The organism is Hahella sp. KA22 (genome assembly GCF_004135205.1).
Taxonomy (GTDB): Bacteria; Pseudomonadota; Gammaproteobacteria; order Pseudomonadales; family Oleiphilaceae; genus Hahella.
On sequence record NZ_CP035490.1, the window covers coordinates 5,765,692 to 5,784,086 of the forward strand.

16 protein-coding genes are annotated in these 18,395 nt (G+C 54.1%); 6 read left to right on the forward strand and 10 right to left on the reverse strand.

Translation table 11 applies throughout. The features are described from left to right. Positions 1-4: 4 nt before the first annotated feature. Positions 5-442 (reverse strand): DUF1801 domain-containing protein, encoded by a 438-nt coding sequence (locus tag EUZ85_RS25405; protein ID WP_127972943.1) that lies wholly within the window; start codon positions 440-442, stop codon positions 5-7. Between the two features lie 204 nt (positions 443-646). Here EUZ85_RS25405 and EUZ85_RS25410 point away from each other — a divergent pair, with 204 nt between their 5' ends. After that, positions 647-1,777: a DUF4124 domain-containing protein gene (locus tag EUZ85_RS25410; protein WP_127972944.1), complete on the forward strand. Its 1,131-nt coding sequence runs from the start codon at positions 647-649 to the stop codon at positions 1,775-1,777. A 15-nt stretch (positions 1,778-1,792) separates the two neighbouring features. On the opposite strand, the gene EUZ85_RS25415 is transcribed toward EUZ85_RS25410, so the two are convergent. Together EUZ85_RS25415 and EUZ85_RS25420 are read right to left on the reverse strand one after the other, a co-directional pair. Further along, entirely contained in the window at positions 1,793-2,836 is a 1,044-nt protein-coding gene (locus EUZ85_RS25415) for a hypothetical protein (protein WP_127972945.1), read from the reverse strand. Positions 2,837-3,025: 189 nt separating this feature from the next. Continuing rightward, positions 3,026-3,841, reverse strand: coding sequence for an SGNH/GDSL hydrolase family protein (locus EUZ85_RS25420; RefSeq protein ID WP_127972946.1), 816 nt, complete (start codon positions 3,839-3,841; stop codon positions 3,026-3,028). Between the two features lie 226 nt (positions 3,842-4,067). Here EUZ85_RS25420 and EUZ85_RS25425 point away from each other — a divergent pair, with 226 nt between their 5' ends. The 3 genes from EUZ85_RS25425 (at position 4,068) to EUZ85_RS25435 (ending at position 7,511) form a co-directional block, all read left to right on the forward strand. Continuing rightward, positions 4,068-4,550 (forward strand): helix-turn-helix transcriptional regulator, encoded by a 483-nt coding sequence (locus EUZ85_RS25425; protein ID WP_127972947.1) that lies wholly within the window; start codon positions 4,068-4,070, stop codon positions 4,548-4,550. A gap of 124 nt (positions 4,551-4,674) precedes the next feature. Continuing rightward, positions 4,675-5,913, forward strand: coding sequence for a nitrous oxide reductase family maturation protein NosD (locus EUZ85_RS25430; protein ID WP_127972948.1), 1,239 nt, complete (start codon positions 4,675-4,677; stop codon positions 5,911-5,913). A gap of 320 nt (positions 5,914-6,233) precedes the next feature. Then, positions 6,234-7,511 (forward strand): right-handed parallel beta-helix repeat-containing protein, encoded by a 1,278-nt coding sequence (locus EUZ85_RS25435; protein WP_164887354.1) that lies wholly within the window; start codon positions 6,234-6,236, stop codon positions 7,509-7,511. 99 nt (positions 7,512-7,610) lie between these two features. Here the strand turns inward: EUZ85_RS25435 and EUZ85_RS25440 are convergent, their stop codons facing one another. The 7 genes from EUZ85_RS25440 to tkt all read right to left on the reverse strand — a co-directional run bounded on the left by EUZ85_RS25440 (position 7,611) and on the right by tkt (position 15,791). Next, entirely contained in the window at positions 7,611-8,069 is a 459-nt protein-coding gene (locus EUZ85_RS25440; RefSeq protein WP_127972950.1) for a response regulator, read from the reverse strand. Positions 8,070-8,327: 258 nt separating this feature from the next. Further along, on the reverse strand, positions 8,328-8,987 hold the full coding sequence (locus EUZ85_RS25445; RefSeq protein ID WP_127972951.1) for an OmpA family protein: 660 nt from the start codon (positions 8,985-8,987) through the stop codon (positions 8,328-8,330). 2 nt (positions 8,988-8,989) lie between these two features. Next, on the reverse strand, positions 8,990-10,024 hold the full coding sequence (locus EUZ85_RS25450; protein ID WP_127972952.1) for an alpha/beta hydrolase: 1,035 nt from the start codon (positions 10,022-10,024) through the stop codon (positions 8,990-8,992). Positions 10,025-10,278: 254 nt separating this feature from the next. After that, entirely contained in the window at positions 10,279-11,343 is a 1,065-nt protein-coding gene (fba, locus tag EUZ85_RS25455; protein WP_127972953.1) for a class II fructose-bisphosphate aldolase, read from the reverse strand. 121 nt (positions 11,344-11,464) lie between these two features. After that, on the reverse strand, positions 11,465-12,631 hold the full coding sequence (locus EUZ85_RS25460; RefSeq protein ID WP_127972954.1) for a phosphoglycerate kinase: 1,167 nt from the start codon (positions 12,629-12,631) through the stop codon (positions 11,465-11,467). Between the two features lie 103 nt (positions 12,632-12,734). Next, a complete protein-coding gene (gene gap, locus EUZ85_RS25465) occupies positions 12,735-13,748 on the reverse strand; it encodes a type I glyceraldehyde-3-phosphate dehydrogenase (RefSeq protein WP_127972955.1) in 1,014 nt (337 codons plus the stop codon). A gap of 33 nt (positions 13,749-13,781) precedes the next feature. Beyond that, a complete protein-coding gene (tkt, locus tag EUZ85_RS25470) occupies positions 13,782-15,791 on the reverse strand; it encodes a transketolase (RefSeq protein WP_127972956.1) in 2,010 nt (669 codons plus the stop codon). Between the two features lie 294 nt (positions 15,792-16,085). Here tkt and EUZ85_RS25475 point away from each other — a divergent pair, with 294 nt between their 5' ends. Further along, entirely contained in the window at positions 16,086-17,165 is a 1,080-nt protein-coding gene (locus EUZ85_RS25475) for a metalloregulator ArsR/SmtB family transcription factor (RefSeq protein WP_241566862.1), read from the forward strand. Positions 17,166-17,182: 17 nt separating this feature from the next. Beyond that, positions 17,183-18,343 (forward strand): methionine adenosyltransferase, encoded by a 1,161-nt coding sequence (metK, locus tag EUZ85_RS25480; RefSeq protein ID WP_127972958.1) that lies wholly within the window; start codon positions 17,183-17,185, stop codon positions 18,341-18,343. Positions 18,344-18,395 lie beyond the last annotated feature (52 nt).

An 18,395-nucleotide genomic window follows, 5' to 3' on the forward strand; every position in this document is an offset into this window, starting at 1 on the left:
TTATTCAATTTCCCGCGCCGGATTTTTTGCGCAAGTGGTAGGTCAACGTCATGGCGATACAATGACGCAACGCCTCTACGGGAAGATCATCCGCCACATCAAACAGAATGCTGCGGTTTCCCTCAAAGCGAAACTCATCGCCATAGATGCGCCGAAACGTCTCCACCAAAGTTGTCTGGCAGTGGAAATAAATCGCATATCCAGAAGACGAAGACTTTAAGCGATCAATTCTGAGGGTACTGCCGCTTTTCGTCTTTGTGGTCAGATAGCTGGGCTGCCCCCATTTGAGCGTTTCTTCCAACTCGCCCACGCCTTCAGTGCTTCTCGCCACGTCAAAAATCAAATCACGCAGGAACAACAATTTTGCTCTCACTTCATCCGGGTACGCGGCGAATGTCGCCTGTACCTGCGCATCAGCGAATTCAACATTGGCGTCGCTCATTTGGCTTCCTTCAATCAGAATCGACGGAGTAAAAACTCGCCGTGTTTAAGTTGGGGTCAGCGTCTCAACGCAGGGCGCTTGCAACGCCCTGACAACGCATCGTTAACAATTTATTGCAACACAGTCTTTAAAGCGCGCAGCGCGGGCGGTTTATAATCGGACTTTTGGCTCTCCAGCGCACTTTACGAGGACGTAATTTTTACGATGAAAAGATGGTTGCTGCAATTATTGGTGGTTGTCGCGCTGGTTCCCGCAGTCTGGTTTATCTCTACGCCGGATCAACGCAAAACCTATCTGAATGTGCTGAATCTGCCGCAAGATCCCTCATGGCTGCACGAAGCTAATTTACTTGCCCTGCCAGGTAAAACACCGCAGCAACCGCCCGAAGCAGAACCTTTGACGGACGGATCATCCACGCCGGAGGCGCCAGCCTCATCGTCTACTTCATCAAATTCATCAAAAGACGCAGCGCCTAACGTAATGACCGCTTTGCGGCAAATGGCGCACAGCGCCCTACCTCAAACTATGTGCGGAAAAACCGCCACTCGCGACATCCGCGACGTGGAAACGCCACAGATTTACAAGTGGACTGACGCCAATGGCCGCGTCCATTTCTCGGATAGCGCCCAGAACAAAAGCGCACAATTCGTGGGCGAAAGCTACGCCTCACAGAAGAAGTATTTCGATTTCAAATTGACCAGCAAAGGCATGCCCCGCAACGGCCTGGTGGAAGACAAGATAAGAGCGGCCGCCCAACAGGTTTATACGCAACTGGAAGCTTATCTCGCGCCTGAACGCCGCAGACAGATCATTCTTAACCTGGAGCTTTACGGCGATCGCGCAGAGTACGAAGCTCTGCGCAAAAAAGTGTTCCCCGGTTTCAACGCCGCCGCGTTCTTCTCCCATGGGGCCAACACCATTTATATGGTTAACGAGGACCAGCTGGAAACCACTGTCGCTATCGCCAAACACGAAGTGGTTCACGCCGTTCTGGCGGGCCTGGTTGGCCCCATGCCCACATGGCTCAACGAAGGCATGGCGGAATACCTGGAGCACGGCGGACTGCCGTACAAGGCGCTCCCTATTGATTTGAACGAGAACGCTATCAACCAGTTGCTCGCCAAAGAGCACCAGGACTTCTATAACGCCAGCGCAGAAAGCAACTATATGGCGTCACATAAATTGGTGGCGTACCTGAACAGCTCTGGCGAAGGCCGTCGCGTGATTGCAGACATTTTTAATAGCCTTGCCGAAGCGCCATGCAGCCAGGTTGATAGCCTCGGAGCCGTCACGGGCGCGATGGGGGATGTGGGTCATCTGGCCAAATTGCTCTAAGCTCCGCGCTCGCCACTATTGTGCGCCGTTCCCATCCAGCGACCATTGCCAAAACCGCTCCCTGGCGTTGCTGGGACGGCTATTAGTCATAAATAAGCCGAAAGTCCGGTATCGCGGCTCCACCTCTATAACCCCGTGCAGACAGGCGGCGGAGCGTGGCGGGTTGACCAGCGCAGAGGCCGCCTGCATCCAAACAGGGTTCTCCGCGCCGCCAGCCTTCTGACTGAAGCGAAGCATGTTATAGGGCGTGGGAAATGGCAGTGTCAGCCTGCCCTGCTCTTCGTCCAGCATGTAGTCGCTGGACAGTGAAGCGTCCGTGTGGATGCGAATGGCGCTTTCGTTGCTGCTGTATGGGTCAGGACTCCAGATATAGCTGATGGCGACCTCCGACTCCGCTGGAGCGACGATATGCAATTCGTCATCCAACCAGCATGAATAGGTCACCGCCAGATGCTCAATATTTTCATAGCGCTTGCCATCCAACTCCAGGCTCAAACGCAACACTTCCGTTCCGGCGGGCTTTTGTAAAACGGCATGTCTGATCATCTCGCCATCAGGCATGCGCCAGACTTCATTTCCCACTAATTCAATAACGCCTTCAGCCGCTTTTGGCGAGGCGGCCAAACTACGTCTCGCATCCCATTCCCCCTGGATAAAAATACCGGACGTCGCCTCCGCCAACCAGACCGGCGTCGCCCCCAATATCAGCATGCGAAACAACAACAAAGCGATATGCGCCATGGAAACGCGGTAAGCAGCGGAGAGCCCCCATACAAACAAGGTCAATATGGCGGGCGCCAGCACCAACAGGCATAGATAGAAGACGCCCAATCCCTCCATACCGGAAACAGTGGAAGGAAGCAGAATCGTCGCGCCGACTGCGCCCGCGACGCCAATAGCCAGGATCAGGTGCACGCCAATGGCGCTGAACCAGTCCAGAGGATAGTCTGGTCTACGACGAAGCCCGTTGCGACAGGCGAACAAAAGGAGGACGGCTAAAGCCAATACAAAAAGGATTTTCAGGCTGGGCAGGACATATAAGTAAAAAATCGCCGTCACAGTACGTCTCCAGTAAGGAAAAGGTATCTGAAAGCCTAGCTTTCACAGTAACCCATAACCAGATCAGTGATAAAAGTATCGCATAGCGAGACGACAAGACGTAACGACAACCATGCACGCCCAGACAAACGCCCCAACTTAGTTAACGCTGCGACAGGTCCTCACAGCGTTAACTATAGTCCGCTGGCGTCACTGGCGGGAGGTTTCATACTCTTGAATCGCCCACAGAATTCTACGCGCCCCTCTCATCACTGTTTCATCATTGGGATGAATGCCATCGCCACGATGTTCGAATGTACGCCAGGGATTTACCAGCAGAGCGCCTTCAAGCTCATCATGAATCCGGTGCGCATATAAGCGGCTGAAGAATTTGAAATCATCACTACTCATCGCCCAGGTCAGTCCGGACAAACTGGCGAAAAGAGACAGATCAAGATCATCCGGATTCGGATAAAGTGGATATACCGGAGTGAGACCCAGGTCCAGCACTTGTTGGCCAATAGCAATCAGGCGATCCACCGCCGCATTCATTTCCGCATAACTGCATATGGCGGTCTTAGATTGTTCGATACCGAATGAGTCGGAATGCAGACAGTCGTTGCCAATACTGATGATCACATAATCCGCGTTGTATCCGGTTAAACCAGACGGGCCATATTGCGCCACCCGCATTAACGCTTTTTGCAGTTGTGTCGAGTAACTGTCCCAGCGCGCAGAACCGCATTCCGGATTACAACTGATTCGGCTGAAGGTGGTGGCGCCCGCCTGCGCCTCGCTTTTGACTTTCACCCCATATCGCATCAACGCCGCGCCCAGGTCGACATAATCCCCGGAACCAACCGATATCCCCGCCAATGGTCCTTGCAGGTCGGAGTTTAGAGGCGTGTCGCCACTGGCGTAGGAGGCGCCGATCAGCAACACAGGCTTATCGATCGCTGCGACGGAAGTGGTCAGAAAAATTCCTGTGGCGAGCAGTAGTCTCACAATCAGTTGTAATGCGTTCACTTTTTTCATTCTCCGTGTGGTTTAACCAGTACCTCACCCTTTAGTCGCCTGGGTCTCCCATCGCCAGGACAAACTTGGCGACAGTTCGCTATCAGGATGTAACGCATTTATAACAACTCCAAGCACATTGAAAAACGCACGATTGTTACATGGCGGAACGTAACAAAGCATATATGCTGAATAATGTTTGTTTTCAGAACATTTCAAAAAGCAGAGCAGTCAGATCATGAATGCGGAATTTTTCCACCAGCCCCGCCCATTTCGAAAAAGCGACTTTGCCCAGCGCCTGAAAGAGCTGCGCAGTCATTTCGGCTACACCCAGCAAAAGGTGGTGGATGGCGTCAATGAGATCCTGCCGTTAATCCAACCCCGCCCCCACCCGCTTTGCCGCAGCCGATACGCCAAGTGGGAATTGAACAACCGCACAGAAATGCCGGACTATCCAGAGCTGCTAGCCTTGTGCCACTACTTTGAGCAAGAACCTTACTACCTGCTTACTGGCGTCAACGGGCCTCGCAAGTCCCGCAATAGTCAGCATGCGCTGGATACCCTTTACAGCCGCTGGGAAGAAGACATTCACTTCAAGTACGTCGTAAAAATGTTGCTGGAGCGCACTCCCGAAGCCACCCGAAGACTGGCGGAATTAATCGACGTTCTGACATTAGGCGACCGCAGCCTGCTCAATAACCACAAAAACAGGGCGAACTGATATCCCGCAGAGCGAAGCAACTTTTTCCTAACTTTCATCCTTAGGGTAAACCCCATATTGCCCCTCGGCGATAGAGTCTGCACACTGCTTACTACCCTAAGCATCAGAAACAAAAGGATATTTTATGAAGTCCGCACTAGGAGCCCTGTTTGGGTGCGCGCTCTCTGGAGCCTGTTTCGCCACCAATTTGAACATTGTCGACTACGGCGCCACGCCGGATGACTATAACGATGACGACGCCATCGCCATTAACGCCGCCATTAACGCCGCGCGTGATGGCGACGTCGTCATCGTTCCTGAAGGGACGTTTCATATTCGCGAAACGATCAACCTGAAAAGTAACGTCAGCCTGAAAGGTGAAGGTTACGCCAAGTCAGGCATTGCTGCGTTATTTGAGGGGGATGATCCAGAAGATATCGTCCTTAAAGGCAAGAACGTCACTAAAGTAACTATTTCCGGCCTGCGGCTTAAAACCAACTTGAGCGGTGGCGTTAAAGCATTGGTCTATATCAAGAACTCTTCCGACGTCACTATCGACGACGCCAGTTTTCACCGATTTAAACGTCATGGCGTTTACTTCAGCAACACCGTGAACGGAAAGGTTCTGAACTCCAAGTTTCAGGAAGCCACCGAAATTAATACTGGCGGTTATGGCTATGGCGTGGTTTACACCGATGGATGTGAAGGCGGCAGAGTAGAAAACAGCGACTTTAATGGCCCGGATATCCGTCACGGCGTCGTCGTGCAAGGCGGAGACGCCAACGGTCCCAGCCACGGCGTCGTGATCCGGGACAACCGCTTTGTGCACACCGCTCAGGACGCCATCGACCTGCATGGTTACGGCGAGTACGGCAACTATGTCATGTACAACACCATCCAGGGCGACCCGGACAGTGACACTATTGGACGTGGAATTGGCGTCGGCGAAGACGTTCACGGTCCCTCAGGAAGCGGCAACGTCATCAAATACAACATTATCCGCGATACCCGTTACGGCATTCATGTACTGACCGGTTCCCCCAACGTCACCATCCGATACAACGAAATTTACGACTGCAAGCGCTACGGTATTTACATCCAGAATGGTCCCGATGCGGATATTCGCGACAATAAAGTCGAGGGCTGTGAAAAATGGGGCATTTACGTAGAGAAAGGCGACAACACCGTTATCCGCAAAGCGGAGACAGGTAACCAGGTCCATAACAACGGGCTGGGCGGCTCAAGCTTTGGGGGCGTACGCGTTGATGCAGACAATTCAGGTCTGGATATTCAGGACAACGATTTCTGCAATAACGAAAGCAAAGGCGGCGTAAACCTCTCATTCGCAGGCCAGGGCACGGTTAAAAACAACCTTTGCCAATAACTTCTTTAGATCCTTGAAATTGCCAGACTACAGACTGCCGCCTCAGCAAGGTCAAGCAGGCTGAACTCGCGCCAACTTGGACCGTCATATGCCTGGCGTCAAACCCCAGGCTTCCAAATTGCGCTTCCGCTCTGCGGAGTCAGACGCACTATTAATCAGGCAGACAAATAGCTTCCTTCTATTTGTCTGCAACGACAGGGCCTGCACCCTGTCTCCCGCGGCTTAAGCCACGCAGGCGCGTCCATGCGCCTGATGATTAACATGCCAATATCATTGCCATGTTAATAACCACCCTAAACATCAGAAACAAAGGATATTTTATGAAATCAGCACTAGGAGCCCTGTTTGGGTGCGCGCTCTCCAGCGCCTGTTTCGCCACCAACTTGAACATCATCGACTACGGCGCCACGCCAGACGACCACAGCGACGATGACTCCATCGCCATCAACGCCGCCATTAACGCCGCTCGCGATGGCGATACCGTTATCATTCCTGAAGGCGCCTTTCACACCCGCGAGGAAATCATACTGAAGAGTCGCGTTAACTTGAAAGGCGCGGGGTACGCCAAATCAACGATTACTGCGGTATACAGCAGTAAGGACAATGACGACGAACATAAAACCTTAATTAAAGGCAGGTACCTGTTTTCGGTCAGCATATCCGGGCTGAGACTGAAAACTATCCATCCAGAGGGAGTCAATAAGCTGATTTCCATCATAGATTCTGAAAACGTCAGCGTTAATGAAAGCAGTTTTCACCGATTTGAAGAGCATGCCGTTTATTTTTATAACACCGTCAACGGCAGAGTCGCCAACTCCCGGTTTCAGGATGCAACGAATACAATCGATGGAGGACATGGCTATGGCGTGGTCTACACAAGCGGGTGTAATGCAGGCAGAGTGGATAACAGCTACTTCTATGGCCCCGATATTCGTCACGGCGTAGTGATTCAAGGGGACAAAAAAATAAACCGCCCCAGCCACGGTATAACTGTAAACAGCAATTACTTCAAAGACACAAAACAAGACGCCATTGATCTACATGGGTCAGGCGAGTACGACAACCTTGTCATAAACAATACAATCGTGGGCGACCCCAACGACAAAGCGTTAGGCCGAGGAATTGGCGTTGGCGAGGATGTGCACGGCCCTTCTGGTAGCGGGAATATCGTTAAAAACAACATTATCCGTAATACTCTTTACGGTATACATGTTCTGGCTGGTTCGCCCGACGTCAAGATCTCGGGGAATAAAATATACAATTGCAATCGCATGGGTATATTCATTGAGAAAGGGCAAAACGTAGATGTACGAGCCAACACAATAGAAGGCTGCAGATGGTGGGGCATTTATGTGGAGAATGGCGACAATACCACCATCGCTTCAGGAAGCAAGACTACAAACGAAGTCCACGGCAACGGCTGGGGCTCCAGTGACGGCTGGCGTGAAAAAGACTACGGCAACGGCGGTGTACGCGTAGAGAGTCAAAATTCCGGGATGAATGTTCGAAATAATAACTTTTGCGATAACGAGAGCAATGGCGGCCCCAACTTCCTGTTTGAAGGGCAAGGCACAGTCCTGAATAATCAATGTCAGTGAAGAGAACTAAATCTCTCTCACATATGATTAATGCGTCGCCAGGGCAGCCACAAACTGCCCTGGCAGCTTCCCTCTTCTTCAGTCCTGTCACAAACATCGCTAATACTCCGTCCTGGGAAACTCATTTTTCGACAACCAGTAATAGAAGATAGAGTAAATGGTGTCGTAAAAGTCCTGTATCCCATATTCCATTCTTTTGCTGATCAAGCTGGAAGCGCCCGATTTGTAACACTCAATCGCTGTACGTTCGTGGGTGGATTCCGTCAGAACGACAATGGGCGTAAAACGATTATGGTCCGATTTACGGATCGCCTGCATGACTTCATAGCCGCTGGCGATTGGCAACCCCAGATCCACCAGAATGAGGTCGAAGTGGGCGTTGTGAACCTTGAACATCGCCTTGGCGCCATTGTCCACAAACTCACACTGGCATCGAACTTCCCGACGCTCCAGAACCCTGCGCATGAGGTCCACCGTGTCCTGATCGTCCTCAATCACCAGAACCCTGCGATTGTGCGATGTGCTGCTTTCCATTAAACGGTAATCTGCATAAGACACGTTTTTCCGCTCCTTATGAAACGTATGATTCAACGGTTCGCTCAGAGATTGGCGGCGGGAAGGTCGCATTTATGCGAGACGCGGACAATGAGTAAACATAAACGGACACCGGGCTGATCATAACCCGCCAGATGGACCGCTCCCTGGCGATTAGTCGATTAAAGCATAGTTTAGATTGAGAGCTAATACTGAGCTTGTCACACAAACGAAAAAAGCCAGCCTTCTCAGGCTGGCTTTTTCAGCTAAAGCAGCTGGCGATTAGCCTTGCATTGGCACCAGTTTCAGCTCAACGCGACGGTTGGCTGCGCGGCCTTCTGTTGTGCTGTTGGTAGCTACAGGATAACGCGGGCCGTAACCGATGGTCTGAACGCGCGAACTCAACACGCCTTGTGAAATCAGATAACGGCCAACGCTGCTGGCGCGCTGCTCACTCAAACGCTGGTTCAGATCCAGGCTGCCAGTGGAGTCGGTGTGACCGCTAACCTGGATGATAGTCTTGTCGAATTCTTTCAACACCAGACCTACTGAATCCAGAGTGTCATAGAAGTTGGCTTTGACATCTGAACGCCCCGTATCGAAGGTGATGTTGCCGGGCATGACCAGTGTGATCTCGTCGCCGTTACGCACTACGCGCACGCCGGTGCCTTCCAGACGGTGACGCAGCTCAGACTCTTGCTTGTCCATATAGTAGCCGATGCCGCCGCCCACTGTGCCGCCAGCGGCTGCGCCGATCAGAGCGCCCTTGCCGCGATCTTTCTTGCTGGACGTGGCCGCACCGATCGCTGCGCCCGCAACTGCGCCGATCACAGCGCCCGTGGTCGCGTTAGCGGTTTTCTTTTCCCCAGTGTAGGGATCGTAGGTTTGGCATCCAGCGGCCAGGGAACCCGCTACTACAAGAGCACAAAGCTTAAATTTCATTCTCAATCTCCAGATTTATCAGAGTTGGCGGTAATTGTAGTTTCATTTTTCTTAACAGAAGCTGAACGCTGACCAGCGATAGCCCTGTCAAAAGCTTCACTGATCCAGCCAAAGACCCTTGCCCGGATCTCTGGCGACTCGTTTACCAGTTGATGACGTCCCGTCTTCAGATATTGCACTTCCGCATTCGGCAACAGGCGCTGTAATTGCGGAATATTATGGCGCCAGTCCACGGTAGTGTCTTCCTTACCTTGCACAATGGTGACAGGTTGCTCCAGCGGGTCCGTGCTTTCAATACGTTTTACCCACCGTCGCAACGCGCCCACCCAGTCAATGGACACCGCCCTTGACTGCAAAGGATCTTTGTCTTTGAGAAACTTAATAAATTCGGGGTCGTTGGAATTGACCATAAATACCCGACGCCAGGTACGGATAAAAGGTCCAAATAAAGTATGCAGCATCACCACCGAGCGCCACCCCTGCGGACGCACCAACGGAGCCAAAAACGCCCAGTGCAGAAATGGACTGCTTTCAGGCGTGAACCGGTTACTGAACAGATACTCTATTAAGACAGCCCCGCCCGTGCTTTGCCCCACGGACATCCAGGGTTTCGGCATATGGCCGTCGCACAGCATCAGACAGGCTTCCAAAATAGACTGATATTGAGCAAAGTTCTTGATCGAAACGGTCTCGCCGCTGGACAGTCCGTGACCGGGCAAGTCATATGCGACCACCGCGTAGCCGTCGCGCAACAAATGTTCAACCAAATGCCCAAACAGTCCCACATGGTCAAAGTAGCCGTGAAACACAAATACCGTACCGCGCGGCCGGGGAGGCGTATACATATGACAGGCTAATCGATAACCAATGGCCTCAAAGTATCCCAGTCGATGCGCCACGCCGGTAATGCGGGTTTCTTTATCGATGCGATAGTAACTGCAGTAGTGTTTTTCTATCTCAGTCAGATGGGGCGCGTCTTTAAATGAAATCGGACGCAGTTGCTTGCGCAGGAGTTCTCTGTCCCAGAATGGCGTCATGAAAAAATCAAACCTTAATTTCAGGTCGGGCCGGCCCGCCCCAGATTCCTTTTGGCGCGGCATTCATCGCCGCCGCTATCTTCGCATCGGATTTCAAACCGACGTCTGTTCAGCATAGACCAATCACGGGCTCGCGGTCCGGGGTAATTTAGCATGATCCGACTTGAGCCAAGATTAACAATAAAAAAGGGAACACCCGTCGCATTATCTGCGGCGGGTCATTCCCTTCCTTAAGGTCTTAAGCGGTCAGCGGATCAATTGATCTTCTGATCAAGTTCGCCACGAGAGTAACGCTGGAACATGGCTTCCAACGACAGCGTCTTGATTTTGCTGGCCTGACCTGCGGCATTGAACGCTTCATAACGCGCCACGCAGATTTCCTTCATAGCCTTGGTGGCTACAGCCAGGTATTTGCGAGGATCGAATTCAGACTTGTTCTGCCCCATGAAACGACGGATCGCGCCGGTGCTGGCCAGACGCAAATCGGTGTCGATGTTCACTTTACGCACGCCGTACTTGATGCCTTCCTGAATTTCTTCCACCGGCACGCCATAGGTTTCCGCAATCTCACCGCCGAACTCGTTGATAATCGCCAGCCAGTCCTGAGGAACGGAAGAAGAGCCGTGCATAACCAGGTGCGTGGTGGGAATACGTGCGTGAATCGCTTTGATGCGGTCAATCGCCAGAATGTCGCCAGTAGGCGGACGGCTGAATTTGTAGGCGCCGTGGCTGGTGCCGATAGCGATCGCCAGCGCGTCCACCTGGGTCTTCTTGACGAAGTCAGCCGCTTCATCCGGATCAGTCAGCATCTGATCGTGGCTGAGAACGCCTTCGGCGCCAATGCCGTCTTCTTCACCCGCCGTGCCGGTCTCCAAAGAGCCCAGACAGCCCAGCTCGCCTTCCACGGAAACGCCGCAAGCATGGGCCATTTCCACAGTGCGACGGGTAACGTCAACGTTGTATTCATAGGTAGTCGGGGTCTTGCCGTCTTCCCCGAGGGAACCGTCCATCATGACGGAGGAAAAGCCCAGCTGAATGGAACGCTGGCATACTGCCGGCGAAGTGCCGTGATCCTGGTGCATCACTACCGGAATATGAGGGAACTCCTCAATCGCCGCCAGAATCAAGTGACGCAGGAACGGAGCCCCGGCGTATTTGCGGGCGCCCGCAGACGCCTGCACGATCACAGGGCTGTCGGTTTGGTCCGCAGCTTCCATAATGGCCCGCATCTGCTCCAGGTTATTGACGTTAAATGCAGGAACGCCGTAACCGTGTTCAGCCGCATGGTCCAGAAGCTGGCGCATGGTAATCAGTGCCATTTCTCATCCCCTATAGTGTTCAATTTTTAGTTAATTAATCTCTCGCATCGACCATCGCGACGGATACTTGGCCCGTCGCATTTTCTGAGCCGACAATCTGACTTCAGTCTGTCCCCAAAACTTACTCGGCGGCCCGCTTTTGCAGCATGGCCACAGCCGGCAGGGTCTTGCCTTCCACAAACTCGAGGAACGCGCCACCGCCAGTGGAAATGTACGAAATCTTATCAGATACGCCATATTTATCGATCGCCGCCAGGGTGTCCCCGCCGCCAGCGATAGAAAACGCATCCGATTCAGCAATAGCCTTGGCCAGGGTTTTGGTGCCTTCGCCGAACTGATCGAATTCAAACACGCCAACCGGACCATTCCACAGAATCGTCTTAGCTGATTTGAGCAGCTCCGCCAAGGCGGCCGCAGACTGAGGTCCGATATCCAGAATCATATCATCGTCCGTCACCTCGGCAATCGGCTTAACGGATGCTTCGGCGCTCTCGCTGAACGCTTTCGCTGTGACAACGTCCGTAGGCAGCGGAATTTGAACCTTGGCCGCAATGCTGCGAGCGGTGTCCAGCAGGTCCATTTCGCAAAGAGACTTGCCGACTTTGTGATCGGCCGCCGCCAGGAAAGTATTGGCGATGCCGCCGCCGACGATCAACTGATCGCAGACTTCCGACAAAGAGTTCAACACGTCCAGCTTAGTCGATACTTTGGAGCCCGCCACGATAGCGACCATGGGTCTTTGCGGTTTATCCAAAGCCTGCCCCAGCGCTTCCAGCTCCGCGGCCAGCAAAGGGCCGGCGCAGGCCACTGGCGCAAACTGGGCGACGCCGTGTGTAGACGCCTGGGCGCGATGCGCAGTGCCGAAGGCGTCCATGACAAAAATATCGCACAGCGCAGCATACTTCTTGGACAACTCTTCGTTGTCCTTGCCTTCGCCAACGTTGAAACGCACGTTCTCAAACAGAACCAGACCGCCCTCTTCCACTTCGAAACCGCCGTCCAGATAGTCGCGCACGACCGGTACATCATGCCCCAGCAGACTGGAAAGATGAGCGCCGACAGGCTGCATGGAATTTTCTTCAGAGAACTGTCCTTCTTCCGGACGCCCCAGGTGAGACATCACCATCACTTTGGCGCCTTGCTCCATCGCCAGTTTGATAGTGGGAAGCGCCGCCTGGATACGCGCGTCGGACGTCACTTTGCCGTTTTTGACAGGCACGTTCAGGTCTTCACGGATCAACACTCGCTTGCCGCGCAAATCCAGATCCGTCATTTTAATCACAGACATAACAGTTCCTCATTTCAACAAAACAGTTGTTATCGTTTAAAACCCTTCCCTATGGCGTCGGCAGGAAAATCCCGGCGAGCGCCGCGGCGGCCGGGATCTGGCGCTAAAGGCTCAGCCAATGCGCGGACGTATCCAGCATGCGATTGGCGAAGCCCCATTCGTTATCGAACCAGGCCATTATTTTTATCAGTCGTCCGCCGCTGACTTTGGTTTGATTGGCGTCCACCACCCCACTGCGGGGATCGTGGTTGAAATCACAGGAAGCCAGCGGCTCTTCGGAAAAGCCCAGGATTCCAGTGTAATCGTTCTGTGAGGCGGCCTTGAGCAAGCCGTTGACTTCCTCCATATCCGTCTCACGGGATACGCACACCGTGAGGTCCATCATGGATACGTTGATAATCGGCACGCGCACCGCGTTCGCTTCAAATTTACCGACCATGGACGGCAACAGCCTTTCTATACCTTTCGCCAAACCGGTGTTCACCGGAATGATGGACGCCATGGCGCTGCGCGTGCGGCGCAGGTCATGATGGTGGTAGGCGTCGATGACCGGCTGGTCGTTCATGGCGGAATGGATAGTGGTGATCACCCCGCGCTCCACGCCGAGATTGTCGTCCAGCACTTTAATGATGGGAACGATGCAGTTGGTTGTGCAGGAGGCGTTGGAAACGATGCGATGGCTTTGCCGCAATCCGTCCTGGTTAATGCCGTATACAACGGTGTAATCCACGTCGGCTTCAGCCGGTTGGGAAAACAGCACGCGACTGGCGCCGCTGCGCAGATGTTTTTCGGCGGTCATACGGTCGGAAAAGGCCCCGGTGCATTCCAGCACCAGATCCACTCCGATATCCGCCCAGGGAGCCCTGGCCGGATCTTCTTCCCGCAGGATGCGGATTCTGTCGCCATTGACCATCAGTTGCCCGTCCCGTAAAGACACCTCCCCACGAAAACGTCCGTGGGTGGTGTCATAACGCGTCAGGTAAGCGATGGTTTCCGCGTCCGCCAGTTCATTGACGGCGACAATTTCCATGGATTGGCGATAGCCGGATTCGTACAACGCGCGCAACACGCTTTGCCCGATCCGGCCATACCCATTAATGGCAATACGATGGGTCATACCGCTAAGGCGTTCTTCTGTTAGTAGGTGGATTTATGCATCCAGCGAGTCTAACAGATCTTGCGCCTGGGCCACCACGTTATCCACGGTGAAGCCGAACTCTTCGAACAGCAGGTTCGCAGGCGCGGACTCGCCGAAAGTACTCATGCCCACAATGCGTCCATCCAGGCCAACGTACTTGTACCAGAAGTCCTGGTGCGCCGCTTCGATCGCGATGCGAGCGCTTACTTCCAACGGCAGCACTTGCTGGCGGTAATGGAAGTCCTGCTTGTCGAAAACGTCAGTGGCTGGCATGGAGACAACGCGTACTTTGTGGCCTTGCGCAGTCAACGCTTCAGCAGAAGCGACGGCGAGGCCGACTTCAGAACCGGTTGCGATCAGAATCAGGTCAGGCTGACCCGCGCAATCCTTCAGGATATAGCCGCCTTTCTCGATATTCGCTACCTGCTCAGCGTCACGGGGCTGATGCGGCAGATTCTGACGCGAGAAAATCAACGCGCTTGGGCCGTCTTCACGAGTGATCGCGCTCTTCCAGGCGACAGCGGATTCAACCGCGTCACAAGGACGCCATGTGCTCATGTTTGGCGTAGTGCGCAGGTTCGCCAGCTGCTCGATCGGCTGGTGAGTCGGGCCGTCTTCGCCCAGACCGATAGAGTCGTGGGTATAAACAAGGATGGAGCGCTGCTTCATCAGCGCCGCCATACGCACCGCATTACGCGCGTATTCCATGAACACCAGGAAGGTGGCGCCGTAAGGAATGAAGCCGCCGTGCAACGCCACGCCGTTCATAATGGCGGACATGCCGAATTCACGTACGCCGTAATAAATGTAGTTGCCATCAGCGTCTTCTTTGCTAACGCCCTTGCTGCCTTTCCAGATAGTCAGGTTGGAGCCCGCCAGGTCAGCGGAGCCGCCCAACAGTTCCGGCAACAGCGGAGCGTATGCGTTGATGCTGTTCTGAGAGGCTTTACGGCTGGCGATGGTTTCGCCTTTGGCCTGACACTCAGCGATATAAGCGTCCGCTTTGGCGGCGAAGTCTTCCGGCAGTTTGCCGGCGCTACGACGCAGCAGCTCTCCCGCCAATTCAGGATGCGCCTGCTGGTATGCAGCGAATTTCTCGGACCAGGCTTGTTGCAGCGCTGCGCCTTTTTCTTTCGCGCTCCAGGCGGCGTAAATATCTTCGGGAACCACGAAAGGCTCGTGGGTCCAGCCCAACGCCTGACGCGCGCCGGCGATTTCATCGTCGCCCAGAGGCGCGCCGTGACATTCTTCTTTACCTTGCTTGTTGGGAGCGCCGTAACCAATGATGGTTTTGCAGCAGATCAGCGTCGGCTGTGAGGTATTGCCACGCGCTTGCTCAATCGCTTGCTTGATGGCGTCGGAGTTGTGTCCATCCACGCCTGGAATCACTTGCCAGCCGTATGCTTCGAAACGCTTGGGCGTATTGTCGGTGAACCAGCCTTCCACTTCGCCGTCGATGGAGATGCCGTTGTCATCGTAGAAACAGATCAGTTTGCCCAGCCCCAGAGTACCCGCCAAAGAGCATACTTCGTGGGAGATGCCTTCCATCAGACAGCCGTCGCCCAGGAACACATAGGTGTAGTGGTCGATAACGTCATGACCGTCGCGGTTGAACTGACCCGCCAGCGCTTTTTCAGCCAGCGCCATACCGACCGCGTTGGCGATCCCCTGCCCCAAAGGACCGGTGGTGGTTTCCACGCCTGGGGCGTAGCCGTACTCAGGGTGACCCGGCGTTCTGGAGTGTAGCTGACGGAAGTTTTTCAGGTCTTCGATGCCCAGATCGTATCCGGACAGGTGCAGAAGGGAGTACAACAACATGGAGCCGTGACCGTTGGACAGAACAAAGCGGTCGCGGTTAATCCAGGAGGGATCGGTCGGGTTGTGGTTGAGATAGTCGCGCCACAGCACTTCCGCAATGTCCGCCATACCCATCGGGGCTCCGGGATGTCCTGACTTGGCTTTTTGCACAGCATCCATACTCAACGCGCGAATCGCGTTGGCGAGTTCTTTACGAGATGGCATTCAGCTCACTCCCTCTCTGATCGAGTTTTGGTTTGTGATTAGGGGGGTCAAAAACGAGTGCGTATTTTCATACATTAAAGAGGTAGGAGCAAATTTCATCGCCCCTATCGCCCACTTTACCGCCCGTTTGCCCTTCAAGCCCGTCTCCAAGGCGGGGACGTCGCCTTGTCCTGCTGTCATTCACTGCAAAAAGCAGCCCATTTTTTGCGCCCAACAAGCTATATCAAAGAATTTTGATATAGTTCTTGTGCGCATTTTTTGATGTTGCTAAACTTTCGGCCTATGAATGATTCCATGCTCCCACACAGCGACGGCGCGGATACTGAAGCCGTTGCGGACTACGCAGAACTGGCTGGCGTTTATAAAGCCTGCGGCGATGCGTTGCGTCTGGAAATATTGCGTGTCCTGGAACGGAACGCTTACGGGGTGCTGGAATTGTGTTCGATATTCGACGTCAAGCAATCCGCCATGAGCCATCACCTGAAAGTGTTGGCCAAGGCCAGGATGGTGGAAGCCCAGCGGGAGGGCAACAGTATTTTCTACCGACGTCCTATTCTGGCCGGCGACGACAGCGCCGAGCTGGCGCGGCTGCAGTTGTTCAGCAATCTGGACCTGATGCCGTTGACCACGGACACCCGCGACCGTATTGGCAATGTAGGAGAGCAACGCGCGCAGCAAAGTCAGGCGTTTTTCTCCCGGTACGCCGAGCATTTCCAGGCGCACCAGGAGTTGATTGCGGAATATCCGTTATACGCCACGCCTGTGCGGGATATGTTGCAACAACAGTTGGCCGGCGAGAAGGTCAACAGGCTTCTGGAAATCGGCCCCGGCGAAGGCGCCTTTCTGGAAGATCTGTCGACGATGGCGGATTCCGTCATCGCCTTGGATAACTCCGAGGAAATGTTGCAAAAAGCACGCGATTTTGCGGACGCCAGACATTTGTCGAACGTGCGCTTTATCGTAGGAGATACGCGAAGCGCCCTGGAACAGGGCGTCAGCGTTGATGTGATTGTGATGAACATGGTGTTGCACCATGTGGCGTCGCCGGCGGACATGATTCGCGATTGCGCGGCCTTGTTGCGCCCCGGCGGCATGTTGGTTTTGAGCGACTTGAGCCGCCACGATCAGTCCTGGGCCAGAGAGTCCTGCGGCGATTTGTGGCTGGGCTTCGACAGCACTGAAATCTCCCGTTGGGGAGCGCAGTCGGGCCTGACGGAAGGCGAAAGCATTTATATAGGCGTGCGCAATGGGTTTCAGATCCAGGTGCGTCAATTTTTATTGCCCAAGAACGGGAGCCGAACGCTGACCGGCGAAGCCGCGTGTCAGTCCGAAGGTTCCGCAACATCAACCCACCCCAGTCATTGTAATCTTTAACCATAAGGACGCATGCGATGAGCGAATATTCCATTTTTACTTCCGAGTCAGTATCTGAGGGCCATCCGGACAAGATGGCGGATCAGATTTCTGACGCTATCCTTGACGCCATCATTAAAGATGATCCGAACGCGCGAGTGGCGGTTGAAACTTTAGTGAAGACGGGCATGGCGGTTATCGCCGGCGAAGTGCGCACCAACACTTACGTGGACCTGGAAGACATCGTCCGCGGCGTCATTCTGGATATCGGTTACAACAGCTCAGACGTTGGCTTTGACGGCGCGTCCTGCGCAGTTCTGAACGCCATCGGCAAGCAGTCTGGCGACATCGCCATGGGCGTGGACGAAGCCAGCGAAAAAGATTTGGGCGCCGGGGACCAAGGGTTGATGTTCGGTTACGCGACCAATGAAACTGACGTGCTGATGCCCGCTCCGATTTTCTACTCACACCGTCTGGTGGAAAGACAGGCTTACCTGCGCAAGAACAGCATCCTGCCCTGGCTGCGTCCAGACGCCAAGAGCCAGGTGACTCTGCGTTACGAAAACGGCAAGCCGGTAGCGGTTGAAGCGGTGGTGCTGTCCACTCAGCATACGCCTGACGTGAAGCAGTCCGACATCCGCGAAGCGGTGATGGAAGAAATCATCAAGCACGTATTGCCGGAAGAATGGCTGCACAGCGACACCCAATACCACATCAACCCAACTGGCCAGTTCATCATCGGCGGCCCAGTGGGCGACTGCGGTCTGACCGGTCGTAAGATCATCGTTGACACCTACGGCGGCATGGCTCGTCACGGCGGCGGCGCGTTCTCCGGTAAAGATCCGTCCAAGGTTGACCGTTCCGCAGCCTACGCAGGCCGCTACGTAGCCAAAAACATTGTCGCTTCCGGTCTGGCGGCCAAGTGTGAAATTCAGGTGTCCTACGCAATCGGCGTATCGGAGCCCACCTCTATTTCCGTAAACACGTTCGGCACCGGCAAGATCAGCGACGAAAAAATCGCCACTTTGGTGCGCGAGCACTTCGATCTGCGTCCACGCGGCCTGATCGACATGCTGGACCTGAAACGTCCGATCTATCGTCCGACTGCGTCTTACGGACACTTCGGCCGCACCGGCGACAGCTTCAGCTGGGAAAGAACCGACAAAGCCGACGCACTGCGCGCCGCAGCCGGTATCTGATTCCCATAGCAAAGAGCCTCCCCTGAGGCTCTTTTTGCAACAGACCGAGACT